The sequence below is a fragment of the Pseudonocardia alaniniphila genome, from assembly GCF_022524485.1.
Lineage (GTDB): Bacteria > Actinomycetota > Actinomycetes > Mycobacteriales > Pseudonocardiaceae > Pseudonocardia > Pseudonocardia alaniniphila.
Window position 1 is genome coordinate 302,005 of sequence record NZ_JAKXMK010000004.1, and the last position, 12,955, is coordinate 314,959.

Consider the following 12,955-nt stretch of genomic DNA (forward strand, 5'->3'; position numbering starts at 1 on the left):
GGCCGAGCTCAGGTTGCCCTTCAGACTCGCACTGTCCCACGCCATTGAGCGGGTGTCCCGCGCTGGGTCAGCTCTGTGTGGGTCTGGTGAAGGCGGCTTGCAAGGTGGCGTCGATGACGTGCGGTGCGTCCTCGGCTGCGATGCGACCGGCGGCGATCTCGTCCGCGGCGCCATGCATCACCAGGTGGGTCGTGGCGAGCAGCCAGCTCGCAGGGAGGTCGGTGCGGAATGTGCCCTCTCGCTGCCCCCGTTCCAGCAGGCCACGGACGCGAACTTCGGCCTTCTGGTGGAGCTCACGAATGCGTGCCGGGGGCAGCTCCTTCTGCGCTGCGGCAAGCAGTGCGCGGGACTGGTCGACGAGCATCCAACTCGAGGCGATCAGGCGGCTGAACGCCTGACGGGCGTCTCCGTCCAGGTCCACATCCTGCAGGACGGTATCGCCGCGGGCGAGACTGTCGACGAGTGCGGCCTCGATCAGTTCTGGTCGTGTCCGGAAGTGGCCGTAGAGCGTCATGCGGCCCACTCCGGCCTCGGCGGCGATCTGCGCAACCGACGCGTCAGGATCATTCCGCAGCGCATCCACCGTGGCCTGCAGGATCGCCGCCCGGTTCCGCTGCGCATCGGCCCGTGCATTCGCCGCCCTGCGCCCGCCTGCCAATGAGCGTCGAGCGCCGCCGTTGGTCGCACCGGCCTTCATCGCCGCCATCGCACACCTCACAACTCGTACGGGACTGCTTGAGTTAGTCTAGCGGTTCCAACTCGTACACACGTGCGCGACTTATGTTGAAGGAGGAGCCATGAGCGGCTACCCCAGACGCTGGCAGACGCTGGCGTTGCTCGGGATCGCGCAGTTCATGCTGATCTTGGACGTGACCGTGGTGGCGGTGGCGCTGCCGCTGATGGGCGCCGACCTGGGCCTGGACCGGCAGACGGTTACGTGGGTGGTCAGCGCCTACACGCTCACCTTCGGCGGCCTGATGCTGCTGGGCGGGCGGATCGCCGACCTGATCGGCCCGAAGACGATGGTGATGCTCGGCCTGGCCGTCTTCACCGTCGCGTCCCTGATCACCGGGGCCGCTCAGGATGGCTTCATGGTGCTGGCCGGCCGGGTCGGCCAGGGCCTCGGCGCGGCCATGCTGTCACCGTCGGCGCTGTCGGTCGTGGTGCGGATGTTCGACGGCGATGAGCGGAACAAGGCACTCGGGATCTGGTCCGCACTCGGCGGTGGCGGCGCCGCGGTCGGCGTGCTCGTCGGCGGCCTGCTCGCAGCCGGCCCCGGCTGGCCGTGGGTGTTCTACATCAACGTGCCGATAGGCGTGATCGTCTTCATTATCCTGACCCGCCAGTTGCCGACGCTCCAGCCGGTTGAGAGCGGCGAGCGGCGCAGCGCGGACGTGCTCGGGGCCCTGCTGGTGACCGCGGCGACCGGGTCGGTGATCTTTGCGATGATCGGCGCCGGCGAAGCCGGATGGCTCGCACCGCAGACGCTGATCACCTTCGCGATCGGCATCGTGTTCTACATGCTGTTCGCCTGGCGGCAGCGCGCGGCGGCAGCGCCGTTGATGGACCTCGGACTGCTGTTTCGGCGCCCGGTCATGGCGGGCACATTCGTGATCGCGATCGCGACCGCGCTGATGGTGGCGGTGTTCTTCCTCGGCTCGTTCTACCTGCAGAACCACGCCGGTCTCGGGCCCTTGGTCACCGGGCTGCTGTTCCTACCGGTGGCGATCGCGACCATGATCGGCGCTCAGCTCGGCGGCCGGATCATCGGCAGATTCGGCGGGCGGGTCCTGGCGATCATCGGTCTGATCATCGCCGCAGCAGGCCTCGCGATCCCCGCGATCTTGCCAAGCACCGTCGGCGTGGTCCTAGGCGTCAGCGTCGGATCGGCCGGGATCGGCACCCTGTTCGTGGTCGCCTCCGCCACCGCACTCGGGCAGGTCGCCCCACATGAGGCCGGCATCGCGTCGGGGATCGTCTCCACCTTCCACGAGTTCGGCGCCTCCATCGGCGCCGCGGTGACCTCAAGCATCGCAGCAGCCAGCCTCGCCACCCAGGTTGAGGGCGGCTACGTCACCGCGTTCATCGTCGCGGCCATCGCCGCTGTGATCGGGGCGGTCATCTCCGGCGCACTGATTTCCGGGCGCCAGGCATCGGCGACCCCGGCGGCCACTATGTGACCGCCAGACCGGTCTCAGCGTCCTTTCAACTTGGGCTCTCTAACCTTCCCGCCCGTGACCCGAGCGCCGGCGCAGCTGAACATGGCCGCGCTCGGCCATGCTGCGGATCCGGTGAAGCCTGCATGTTCTGGCCTCTCAGGTCTGCGTCACCTGGCCCTACTGGCAGTGGTGGCAGTGATCGGTGGATTGCTGGTTCTGTGCTGCTGCTACGAGGACGCGAGTGAGGCGCACTCGGCTGACGCGCGAAGCGCGACGCCGCAGCTCAGCGATCTGCTCCACGCAGTAGCCGCACCCGATCCTCTCGCCGAGTATCTGTCCGACGTCGTTGAGGACGGGTCCCGGACGCTGTTCGTCGATACCGACGCCCTGGTGAGCCGACGCGAGGCCGGCTCCGGCTCGGTCACGGCAACCGCAGAGGTACGCGGCCCGGATCTCGACCCGCTCGTGGACGTGACGGGCACCGCTGTGTATGAGGGGCTCGTCGCCGTCGCTGCGCCGCATTCGGATTGCGATCCTCATGCCGATGGTTTGGACGCCATAGTCCTGTCGGCCGCACCCGCGCTCGATGGTATGCCGGGGCTCACCGTGCTCCACGCGAACGTTGATGCGCCTTCCGCCGGGGCTGGCTGGGGCTGGCACGCCGTGCTCCATCAGGCCACACCGGAATCGCCTCCCTATCTGCTCTGCGTCTTGCGGACATAGGCCGTACGGATAGCTGGCTCCACTGTCCGGACAGCGTCTTCGACGCATCCGCGGTATCCGACGGTCTGCTGAGGCGCCATTTCCTTCTTTAGGCGCTGGACGCCTCCTCTTGTCTGCAAGGTGATTGAACTGTGTCTGCCAAAGAACGTGTGGGTCCAACCCACGAGGCGATGGTCGACGACCCCGGCCACGCGCGCCGCACGCCCTGCGGGACGGGTTCGTCCGATGAGGTAATTGACACCGTCGAACTTCGTCCGCGACTGCCAGCGTTGCAGTGGTGGGTTCTGTCGATCGTCGCGGTCGTGGTCGTGCTGTCTGTCGTGCGTGCGTTTGGGCCGCTGACCTATCCTGGTGATATCTGGCGGCAGAGTGACACTGCCACTATCGCACGCAACTTCGCTACAAACGGCATGAACATCTTTTTTCCGCAGATCAACTGGGGTGGGGCGGGCCCCGGATATGTGGAGACCGAGTTCCAGCTGCTGCCGTGGCTGACCGCGGTGCTGTATCTCGTCTTCGGTGAACATGTCGTGTTGGGCCGGCTGATCTCGTTGGGTTTCATGCTGGTAGCTGCGGCCGCGTTCTGGGGCCTGGCTCGGCGGCTGCTGCCGGCTACCGCGGCTCGGTGGGCGCTGGCAGCGTTCTTCCTTTCCCCGGCGTTCATGCGCTGGGGGACGGCGTTCATGCCCGAGGCGACGGTGTTGGCGTTCTACATGCTTGCCGTGCTCGGGTTCTGTCGGTGGCTGCGCGAGGACCGGGTCATCTTTTTGGTGTGGGCCGCGGCGGCGACCTCGATGGCGGCGCTGGTGAAGCCGACGTCGCTGCACATTGGGGCGGTCCTAGGGCTGTGGCTGGGCTTCGCTGCCCGGGGCCGGTTGCGCCGGCCCTCCCTGTACGTGGCCGGCCTGGCGGCGTTGGTGGCGCCGGTGCTGTGGCTGCGCCAGGCGGCGTGGCTGCACGCCACCTACGGCAACACCTTCGGCGTGATCTCTGGCGGTGACAGCAAGTGGGGCAGCCTCGAGCTGTGGCTGAGCCCCGGCTTTTACGTGGGCAACTTCCGCAGCGAGGCGATTTTCATCTACGGACTGATCGGGGTGCCACTGGCGGTCCTCGGCGCCGTGTGGCTGTGGCGGCGCCGCTCGAGCACGTCTCTCACCGTGCCATTACTCGCGGCCGGGGTGATTGCGTTGGCCGTGTACTACTTCGCGGTGGGCCGCTACAGCAGCACCGATCTGGGGATCCAGTACCACGTCTACTCGCTGCCCTACGCGGCACTCGCCATCGGCGCCGGATTCACTCCGGTATTGCATTGGGCCCGTAGGCGATGGAGCCTTCCGATTATCGGTGTGACCGGTGCCGCGATGGCCGTGCTGTTGGGCGCCCAGGCGGTGAACGTGTTCATCCAGTCATTGTCGGACCGCTCCGGAGTCTTCGGGGCGTGCGCGACGCAGCTCGATGCGGTGTCGGGTCCGTGGGACTTGGTGGTGGTCAGTACCACCAGCCGCACGATTGAGGACGGGGTAACCAACAACTACCAGGAACCGATCGTGTTTTTCCTCGCCGATAGGCGGGGCTGGAGCCTGCCCGCCGACAAACACGACCCTGGGAGTGTGGAGGGCCTGCGCGCCGCGGGGGCGGGGTTCCTGGTGGTCGGCGATCCGCAGCTCGTTCCGTCTGGCGGGCCGCTGGCGAGTTGGCTGGCCGACAACGCCAGCCAGATCCGCTCCTCCGCTCAGGACGGCTGCGCGATCTGGGACCTCAACCAATCCCCCCGCTCCTCATCAGCCTCCGCGGGTCGGAGCGCTCCCGACTCCAAGAACCCACGTGGCAACCCATGAACCCACGCGCCCCACATGGCAACACCCAGACGGCTCGCGGCCATGGTGGCCCGAGCCGCGTGGAGCCCCACCTGCCCAACCGACCCAAGAAAGGTTCAGCTCGTGGCTGAGCTCTTCGTCATTTCTGCTGCGATCCCCCCGCCTGACTGTAGCCCGGTGTCATGCCGCACGACGGAGCCGCAGCCGAGACGCGATCGATCGTGCTGCCGCCTGCTCGCCGTCCGCCGTCTCTCCTGGAAGGGCGACCGATGACCAGTACCGACGTGCCCACGCAGGCGTTCGCGCCACAGCCACACCGCACGCCTACCAGCGTCGCTCGCGGCGTGGTCAAGACGATGCGGCCGCGGCAGTGGGTGAAGAACGTCTTGGTGCTCGCGGCGCCATTCGTCGGTGGTGACCTGTTCACCGAGGGAATCGCGATCAACCTCGCGATTGCGTTCGTGGCGTTCTCGCTCGCCGCGTCCGGCATCTACCTGGTCAACGATGCGAACGACGTCGCGGCCGACCGGGTGCACCCGACGAAGCGCAACCGTCCAATTGCAGCCGGGATCGTCCCCGCCCCGCTCGCGTTGGTCGTGGCTGGCGTGCTGCTGCTGGGCTCGCTCGCGCTGAGCCTGCTGGCCAACGTCAGCCTCGTGATCGTCGTGGGGGTCTATATCGGGGTGCAGCTGGCGTACTGCTTCTGGCTCAAGCACCAACCGGTGCTCGACATCTGCATCGTCGCGTCCGGCTTCCTACTGCGTGCCATCGCGGGTGGCGCAGCCACCGGCATCCCACTCTCGCAGTGGTTCCTGCTGGTCGCCGGGTTTGGGTCGCTGTTCATGGTGGCCGGCAAGCGGTACGCGGAGATGATGCTGGCCGAGCGCACCGGCGCCAAGATCCGCAAGTCGCTCGAGAGCTACTCCTCGTCTTACTTGCGGTTCGTCTGGGCGCTCTCGGCCACGGTGCTGATCACCACGTACTCCCTGTGGGCCTTCGACATCGGCGTGGAGCAGCACAACACCGTCTGGTCGGTGATCTCGATCGTGCCGTTCGTGATCGCCGTGCTGCGGTACTCGGTGGACGTCGACTCGGGCAACGGCGGCGCGCCCGAGGAGATCGCGCTCGGCGACCGCGTGCTGCAGGTACTCGCGCTCCTCTGGATCGCAGCTCTGGTGCTCACGGTTTACGCCTAGCCCGGCGCATTCACGCCGGTGTGATCAAGAGAGCCATGCGTGGACGTGGGGAGTGCTCCCCGAGCTGGAACGAACGGGCTTGTCGAAAACCTCGTCCGTCCAGGCCCGAGGGGCACTCTACGGGTGAGCGCACGGTCGACCGCGAGCTAGCCGGTGGTCAAAGGACCGCTTTTGTCTCGCGACCTCCGTCCTTGCACGGTGTGACGGCTGCTGGGATTCGATGTGCTGTTTCCGTTCGTGACGTTGGCTGCCATTTCTTTCTGCGCCTGGCAGTGGACGACGAGCTGCGAGGGCCTTGCCGACACCGTGCCGCTCGACGTCGACCGTGATGGTCGGCCGGACCCGGTCTCGGTCACCGGATCCCTTCAAGCATTCGGTGCCTACGCGCGGACGACCGGGCTGGCCCGTGCGCCCGTGGATGACGTCTGCCTGCCACTCCCTGAACCGAGTCGGGTTCGTGGCGTAGGCGAAACCTCGGCGCCGGGGCGGTCCACTTCCGCCGTGGCGATGATCGGTGACGTTCAGCTCTCCGGCTCGAACAGGGCGGCGTATCGGGCCAGGTACAGCGGCCATCCCTGATCTGCGTCGATGCCTTCGCTGACCGACTGCCATCCGGGACCGTGTCGGTCGAGGTGACGGTGCTCAAGTTCAACGCGGGTGCGGTTCGGACCCTCGGGGACGAACCGGACCTCGACCTCGCTCGTGAGATCCGGGTTGGTCTCGACCTGCCATTGCGGGCCGATGTCCCAACTGAACACCACGCGGTCCGGCGGCTCGTAGTCCAGGATCCGTGCCCAGCGGCACTCACTGCCGTCGATCGCACGGTCGTAGATGTGCCCACCGACGCGCGGCTCGAACACCGTCTCTGCGATTGGGGCCGCGAGCAGGTTGTGCTCTGGCGGCTTGAAGTCGCCGAACCGTTCGGTGAACGCGGTGAAGGCCTGTGTGATCCCCGCGTTGACCACGACCTGCTTGCGGACAACAGTGACCTCGGTTCCGGTCATGGACTCTCCTCTGTCGCTTGTTCGGCAACATCCACGTAGCTGGCCAGAGCTCTCTGCCAGAAGGTGTCGAGCTGATCTCGCAAAGCGGCGACTGCTGTCGGATTGAGCCGGTAGATCCGTCGTGTTCCGACCGCGCGCTCACTGACCAGGCCGGCATCCTTGAGGACTTTCAGGTGCTGGGACACCGCAGACCTGGTCACCGGCAGCTCGGCAGCGAGCTGCCCCACCGCTTGCGGCCCCTCCGCGAGGCGGCTCACGATCGCGCGCCGCGTGCCGTCCGCCAGCGCGCTCCAGCCGTCGCCCACTCGGTCAGCATCCACTAACGGTTAGCGTCCACTAATGGAGCTGCGGCGTCAAGGGCACAGCATGAACACTGATGTTCCCCACGGCCGCGGCTGATTGCGGCGATCTGGTTGTCACACGAGCTGAGTGCGCCGTGCCGCCGACTTGGCTTGTGGTGTCAAGTGCTCGGATGACAGTTGACCGATGAAGCCATCTGGGTGCAGCGCCCTTGCGGAGCCGACTACTGCCTGCGGGCAGCGTTGAGTCTGTGCGAGAAACCTATGCGCAAGATGACTTAGTCGCTAATGACTGACCCACTCTCAAAACTACTGAGCGAGGACAAACGCCACCGCCGCCCACCTAAGTGGTGAGCACCGTCGCGCGGATCGGTGGGCGCTTCTGTGCAAGGCGCATCGAGGCAACTAACAGCGTGGTCACTGTATTGGACAGATTCGCAACCTAACGTCCCCGCCATCAGGCGCGCAGCGGACGGTGACCTGCTCGGGGGGCGCCCTCAGGTCGTGACGGCACTCCGTGCGCGGCGGCAGCGGTGAAGGGTGGCGATGCTGTAGGCGAGCCGGACGAGGCTGGCGGCTGCGGCCATCGCGGTGAGGATCTCGGGATGGCCGGATGTGGACGCCGCGAGGTGAGGGAGGGCAGCGAGGACGAGGAGGTCGCCGACGATGCATGCCAGACCGAGCAGCGACGTCATGTCGAGCATGTGGCGCGGTGTGGGATGTATCCAGCGGCTGAGCCGACCGGTGCCGGCCAGCACGAGCGCGCCCGCGCTGCAGCCGAGCATGGTGAGCGGCAGGGCGGGAATCGAGGACCAGAGCGCGCTTGGACCGCGCTGCCACCAGTTGGGCGGCGCAAGCAGGAGGAGCCAGGTGATGCCGACGAACGGGCCGGTGAGCAGGTAGCTCAGGCTGACGCGGCGAGCGTGGGTGTTGGCCAGCTCGTCCGCGAACGCTTTCGCGACGAAGTGTGCGGTGCCGAATTCCTCGAGCGCCGCGGCGACCGCCGCGTCTGGTGTCGCACCGCGGGCGCGGCGTGTGGCTGTTGCTGTGTGGAGGCCGTCGCGGAGCTCCTCGAGGATGGCGGCGCGGGTGCGGCGCGAGCCGATCAGCCGCACATCGACGTCGTGGAGGTAGGCCTCGATAGCCGGCTCCGCTATCCCGCGGGTGCGCATTCTCTCCCCGTCAACAGCGAGGTGACAGCGATGGAGAACTCCTGCCAGCCGACGCGGGCGGCGGCCAGCGTCTGCGCCCCCGCAGGCGTCAGTTGATAGGTGCGCCGCCGGCGCCCGGTATCGGACGTCCACTGGCTGCGCACCAGCCCCGCTCGCTCCAGCCGATGCAGGGCGGGATAGATGGTGCCGGTAGGCAGATCGATGCGACCGCCGCTGCCGGCTCGAAGCGCCTCGATCACTGCGTAGCCGTGCAGGGGGCCAGGCTCCAGCACGGCTAGGAGCAGCCCGTCGAGGTGCCCCTTGAGCGACTCCGCTCGCATGCGTAGCGACGCTACTCCTTCGGGGTGCCAGTTCGGTCGAATCCGGCGGACCGTGCGAGTCGAGCAGTAGGGTTCCTATGCATAGGGGAGCTACTTATCGGGCGGTGTGGCGTGGTCGACATAGTCGTCGGGGTTCATGTGCTCTGCGGCCTGGCTGCTGTCACGGCGGGTGTGGTGGCGACGCGGACCCGGAAGGGCAGCCGGCGACACCGACGAGCCGGTCAGGTGTGGCTCGTGGGGCTGGCCGGGCTGTGCGTCACCGCGCTGATCCTGGCGAGCATGGACTGGGCGCATCGATGGCACCTCATCGTGTTGGGCGGGATGGCGGCTGTCCTGGCCGCAGTAGGTTTCCTCTGGGCTCACCGGCGGTGGAGGGGTTGGCGAGCGACGCATATCGTCGGGATGAGTTGTTCGTTCATAGCGGTGCTGACCGCGTTCTATGTGGACAACGGGCCTCGCCTGCCGGTGTGGAACTTGCTGCCGCCGATCGCGTTCTGGTTCCTCCCGAGTGCGGTGGGGCTGCCGCTGTTGGTTCGGGCGCTGCGCCGCCACGTCGGTCGACGTTCGGCTGGCAGTTTCACGGGTGCTGGTCAGTGACCCGCGGCGGGAGAGGTTTCGCGTGCGCACCGCGCTACCACGGTGATCGGTCGAACGCCCTCGTTTGGTGCTCTTGACTGCTTCGGCGATTGCGCGCCACGCCACCCTGCGAGGCGGGTGGCGCCGGTGCGCTCGGCGGCGTCAAGCGAGGTGAGCCCATCCCAATCAACCCGGTTGAGGTCTGCGCCTCGCCTTCGGAAGGCAGGTTTTCGGCAGTGCCGTGCTGGCCGCGCTGTGCCGAGCGAGCGGGCACGCCCGGTGCTGCGCCGCGCTGCGCCCTGACCGTGATCAACACCAGCTGACGGGCACAACCTGCGTCATCAAACGGCACTCCGGCAACGGTGGCGCGCGCCAGGGCGGCCCGCACAAGGACCCGCGCGGCTGGCAAGCTATGGGGCCGGCAGTGCCGCGTCTATCAGGAATGCCAGCCGTGGTCCTGGGCGGCCGAACCACTTGTAATGAGCATCTGTTCGCAGACGCAATCACACCTCAAGGGCTCGGTAGTCTGCTGAGATATCGGCGTGCATTGCCTGAGACATCTGAAGGATCAGGTCGTCGAGTCTCCCGAGCGCCGCAACAACCATCCGTTTCGTAAGCGCGTCACTACGCTCGAGGAGAAGCTGGTCGATGAATGCGACGTCAAGACGCACCCGCGCGAGCTCTCTCACAACATCTCGTCGCGCCGCTTCTACGAACGCTCCGGCATAAACCGACGTCCGTTCCCGTATAGGCGTGACTCGCGACTCATCCATTCGAGGCACCCTTGTCGCGAGTGTGGCTGTGGCGTGGCTGGAGCGTGGTTCAGAACGCGTCAGCCGTTGCCGGCCCGGCCAGGAGGGTGCGGAAGACGACATCGGACAGGCGGCACCCGGAGCGGGTCGCCGGGGCTGGATTAACTCACGCGCCGGCGGAAGATGGAGGAGCCACACTAGGTGAGTGGTGGCCCATGTACACCACGTCACCTGTTAATACACCACGCGCTCGACCTCCTCAGCAATTCTCGCCGTCGCGCGACTTCAGCCCAGATCGCAGCTCGTGTCACGACCGCTGAAGCGGTAAGGACCAGGGCTCGGCACCCTTCCGCCGCTGCCGCACTCCCCGGAGCACCAAAGGCGGTGTTGAGCACTCTGGCTACGGCGTAGTGGCGGAATCTTGAGATCGAGGCGGTACTAGGCGAACCGTCGGCCAAGAATGGCCTAACAGAATTATCGGTCAAGAATTGATCTCGTCCAGCGTTCGCGAGAGGCGGTGAAGCCACTGTCACACATCGTGCGGGTTGCGGCGGATTCCGCGGTCGGAGCGCTGACACCACAAGCCTCATCGGTGGGCGCCACGTACTCAACTCTTTCCCCACGCGCAGCAGCCGTTGGGTGAACCGGCGGTAGCGCCGGACGGGTGCCGTTCGTAGAGGTGCGGGGCGCCGGAGAGGAAGACGGTGCTGGTGCATCGAGCCATGAGGAAGTCGCCGCGCGTAGTCGAGCAGCGTGCGGTGGGATCGCCGAGTTCCTCCTGGCGCGACGTTGCTGCTGGCCGCCTAGAGGAGGGCCGGGCCGCACACCTTGCGCCACTCGAAACCGATGACCCGGCGATACCTCGAGCAGATTGGTTTGACGCTATCGGCCGAGCGAGGTCGAGCGGGTGGCGGTTCGTGCCAAGCCTGGAGTGTGAGGTGGCGCGGGAGGCGGATCGATTTCCGATGGAGCCACCACCCGTTGCTGCTACGCGGTCGATTCGTGATCAGGCACGGCCACGCTCCCGCATACCCGGGCGAGAAGCGTTCCTCGCGGCCCATCCATATCGCTGATCGAGGACGCCATGGCCCCCTTTCACCGCACCGGCGAGAGCGCGAAGGCGCATGAGATCGGGCTCGGGTCGTGCGAGCAGAACCGCGGGAGTTATCCACAGCATGACCTGGACTTGCCGCCACGACTCGGGCCGGACGCTACGGTCGGCACCAACGACGGGGCGGCACCCGTCGTTGTTGTGCTACCGCAAGAGGCGCCTCTGCTCACGCCCGGGGCCGCCCGGGCCCTCCTCGCGCTCGTGAGGTCGTGCTGCGAGGGCCGCGACCGAGCGGGGTGACGGAGACGGTTACCAGGTTCGCCTTCTACGGCCGGGTGTCGACCGAGGACCAGCAGGATCCCGAGGCCTCTCGGAACTGGCAGCTCGCCCGATCCCGAGCGCTGACGGACAAGCACGGAGCGATCGAGGCTGAGTTCTTCGATATCGGCCAGTCGCGGTCGATTCCCTGGAAGCGACGGCCCGAAGCCGCCCGGCTTCTCGATGCTCTGAAGGACGATCAGCGTGGGTTCGACGCGGTCGTCATCGGTGAACCGCAGCGAGCCTTCTACGGCAACCAGTACGGACTGACGTATCCGGTGTTCCAGCACTACGGCGTCGATTTATGGGTTCCTGAGGTCGGGGGACCGATCGACCCAGAGTCCGAGGCGCACGACCTTGTTATGTCGGTCTTCGGTGGCATGTCCAAGGGGGAACGGAACCGCATCAAGATCCGCGTCCGCTCCGCGATGTCTGCACAGGCGAAGGTCGAGGGCCGGTTCCTTGGCGGTCGACCTCCGTACGGCTACCGCCTGGCCGACGTTGGGCCTCATCCGAATCCTGCAAAGGCAGCCGACGGGAAGCGGTTGAAGCAGCTCGAGCCGGACCCTGCCATCGGGCCCGTCGTCCAGCGGATCTATGAGGAGTACCTCGCCGGATACGGGATCTTTGCCATAGCTCAGCGTCTCACGTCGGACGGAATCCCATCGCCAGCTGCAGCCGATCCGACTCGGAACCCACATCGAACCGGGATTGCTTGGTCGAAAAGTGCCATCCGAACGATCCTGACCAACCCGCGCTACACAGGTCGACAGGTATGGAACAAGCAGCGCAAGCAGGAGTCTCTGATCGACGTTGAGGACGTGGGACTCGGACACCGCACGAGGCTGATGTGGAACGCGGCCGATGCGTGGATCACGTCGACGGATCGGGCGCATGCGGCGCTGATCACCGACGAGGTGTTCGAGCAGGTGCAGGCGCGCATGAGGTCGCGGGGCACGTCATCGAGCCGTAACTCGGTCGTGCGGGTCCGGCGTCCGTATGCGTTGCGCGGAATGGTCCTCTGCGACGCCTGCGGGCGAAGGATGCAGGGGACCTGGAACCACGGGCGGGCCCACTACCGTTGTCGTTTCCCGAACGAGTACGCGATCGCCAACAAGCTTCAGCACCCGCTCGCTGTCTACCTCCGCGAGGACGCTGTCCTCGGCCCGCTGGACGAGTGGCTGGCGGATGTCTTCGATCCAATGCGTATGGACGAGTCCCTGAACGCGCTCGCCGACTGTCAACCCGATGCCGATCCAGCCCTCGACGCAGCGAAGTTGGAGCTGGCCGCCTGCGACCGGAAGCTAGCCACGCACCGCGCCGCTCTGGAAGCCGGGGCTGACCCGGAGATGGTGGCCGCGTGGAGCAACGAGGTGCGAGGCCAGCGCGAAGCGATCCAGGCCCGGCTGGGGCACCAACAGAGAGCGCAGCACCGGCGACTCAGTCGGGAAGAGATCGGCTTGCTGGTTGAGGCGTTCGGTGGATTGCTCGCGGTGCTCCGTGCGGCTGACCCGGCGAGTAAGACCGAGGTCTACCGACAGCTCGGACTGTCGGTTACTTACCGGCAT

11 protein-coding genes and 1 pseudogene are annotated in these 12,955 nt (G+C 66.7%); 6 read left to right on the forward strand and 6 right to left on the reverse strand.

Annotated elements, in window-relative coordinates:
* Positions 1 to 67: 67 nt before the first annotated feature.
* Positions 68 to 706, reverse strand: coding sequence for a TetR/AcrR family transcriptional regulator (locus tag MMF94_RS06135; protein ID WP_241035280.1), 639 nt, complete (start codon positions 704 to 706; stop codon positions 68 to 70).
* Between the two features lie 91 nt (positions 707 to 797).
* Between MMF94_RS06135 and MMF94_RS06140 the strand changes: the two genes are divergently transcribed.
* From MMF94_RS06140 to MMF94_RS06155, 4 genes are all read left to right on the forward strand, one after another.
* The gene (locus MMF94_RS06140; protein ID WP_241035281.1) at positions 798 to 2,180 is read left to right on the forward strand and encodes an MFS transporter; all 1,383 of its coding nucleotides are present in this window, start codon (positions 798 to 800) and stop codon (positions 2,178 to 2,180) included.
* Between the two features lie 54 nt (positions 2,181 to 2,234).
* Complete coding sequence (locus MMF94_RS06145) at positions 2,235 to 2,882, forward strand: hypothetical protein (RefSeq protein WP_241035282.1); 648 nt, start codon at positions 2,235 to 2,237, stop codon at positions 2,880 to 2,882.
* Between the two features lie 170 nt (positions 2,883 to 3,052).
* Positions 3,053 to 4,720 carry an ArnT family glycosyltransferase gene (locus MMF94_RS06150; RefSeq protein WP_241035283.1) on the forward strand — a complete coding sequence of 556 codons (1,668 nt, stop codon included), beginning with the start codon at positions 3,053 to 3,055 and terminating at the stop codon, positions 4,718 to 4,720.
* Positions 4,721 to 4,968: 248 nt separating this feature from the next.
* Positions 4,969 to 5,895, forward strand: coding sequence for a decaprenyl-phosphate phosphoribosyltransferase (locus MMF94_RS06155; RefSeq protein WP_241035284.1), 927 nt, complete (start codon positions 4,969 to 4,971; stop codon positions 5,893 to 5,895).
* Positions 5,896 to 6,416: 521 nt separating this feature from the next.
* On the opposite strand, the gene MMF94_RS06160 is transcribed toward MMF94_RS06155, so the two are convergent.
* The 4 genes from MMF94_RS06160 to MMF94_RS06175 all read right to left on the reverse strand — a co-directional run bounded on the left by MMF94_RS06160 (position 6,417) and on the right by MMF94_RS06175 (position 8,690).
* Complete coding sequence (locus tag MMF94_RS06160) at positions 6,417 to 6,899, reverse strand: SRPBCC family protein (RefSeq protein ID WP_241035285.1); 483 nt, start codon at positions 6,897 to 6,899, stop codon at positions 6,417 to 6,419.
* Complete coding sequence (locus MMF94_RS06165; RefSeq protein ID WP_241035286.1) at positions 6,896 to 7,204, reverse strand: ArsR/SmtB family transcription factor; 309 nt, start codon at positions 7,202 to 7,204, stop codon at positions 6,896 to 6,898. Before MMF94_RS06165 ends, MMF94_RS06160 begins: the two co-directional genes overlap by 4 nt.
* A 491-nt stretch (positions 7,205 to 7,695) precedes the next feature.
* On the reverse strand, positions 7,696 to 8,370 hold the full coding sequence (locus tag MMF94_RS06170) for a permease prefix domain 1-containing protein (protein ID WP_241035287.1): 675 nt from the start codon (positions 8,368 to 8,370) through the stop codon (positions 7,696 to 7,698).
* On the reverse strand, positions 8,352 to 8,690 hold the full coding sequence (locus tag MMF94_RS06175; protein ID WP_241035288.1) for a PadR family transcriptional regulator: 339 nt from the start codon (positions 8,688 to 8,690) through the stop codon (positions 8,352 to 8,354). Before MMF94_RS06175 ends, MMF94_RS06170 begins: the two co-directional genes overlap by 19 nt.
* A gap of 234 nt (positions 8,691 to 8,924) precedes the next feature.
* On the opposite strand from MMF94_RS06175, the gene MMF94_RS06180 reads away from it, so the two are divergent.
* Entirely contained in the window at positions 8,925 to 9,287 is a 363-nt protein-coding gene (locus MMF94_RS06180) for a hypothetical protein (RefSeq protein ID WP_241035289.1), read from the forward strand.
* Positions 9,288 to 9,769: 482 nt separating this feature from the next.
* On the opposite strand, the gene MMF94_RS06185 is transcribed toward MMF94_RS06180, so the two are convergent.
* Positions 9,770 to 10,039, reverse strand: coding sequence for a hypothetical protein (locus MMF94_RS06185; protein WP_241035290.1), 270 nt, complete (start codon positions 10,037 to 10,039; stop codon positions 9,770 to 9,772).
* 1,326 nt (positions 10,040 to 11,365) lie between these two features.
* Here MMF94_RS06185 and MMF94_RS06190 point away from each other — a divergent pair.
* Positions 11,366 to 12,481: pseudogene (locus MMF94_RS06190) on the forward strand (recombinase family protein); the annotation flags it as partial.
* Positions 12,482 to 12,955: the final 474 nt, after the last annotated feature.

Excerpts from the sequence above, each read along its gene's own strand:
- MMF94_RS06135 (WP_241035280.1), bottom strand. The coding sequence starts at position 706 with ATGGCGGCGATGAAGGCCGGTGCGACCAACGGCGGCGCTCGACGCTCA.
- MMF94_RS06140 (WP_241035281.1), top strand. The coding sequence starts at position 798 with ATGAGCGGCTACCCCAGACGCTGGCAGACGCTGGCGTTGCTCGGGATC.
- MMF94_RS06150 (WP_241035283.1), top strand. The coding sequence starts at position 3,053 with ATGGTCGACGACCCCGGCCACGCGCGCCGCACGCCCTGCGGGACGGGT.
- MMF94_RS06155 (WP_241035284.1), top strand. The coding sequence starts at position 4,969 with ATGACCAGTACCGACGTGCCCACGCAGGCGTTCGCGCCACAGCCACAC.
- MMF94_RS06160 (WP_241035285.1), bottom strand. The coding sequence starts at position 6,899 with ATGACCGGAACCGAGGTCACTGTTGTCCGCAAGCAGGTCGTGGTCAAC.
- MMF94_RS06170 (WP_241035287.1), bottom strand. The coding sequence starts at position 8,370 with ATGCGCACCCGCGGGATAGCGGAGCCGGCTATCGAGGCCTACCTCCAC.
- MMF94_RS06175 (WP_241035288.1), bottom strand. The coding sequence starts at position 8,690 with ATGCGAGCGGAGTCGCTCAAGGGGCACCTCGACGGGCTGCTCCTAGCC.
- MMF94_RS06185 (WP_241035290.1), bottom strand. The coding sequence starts at position 10,039 with ATGGATGAGTCGCGAGTCACGCCTATACGGGAACGGACGTCGGTTTAT.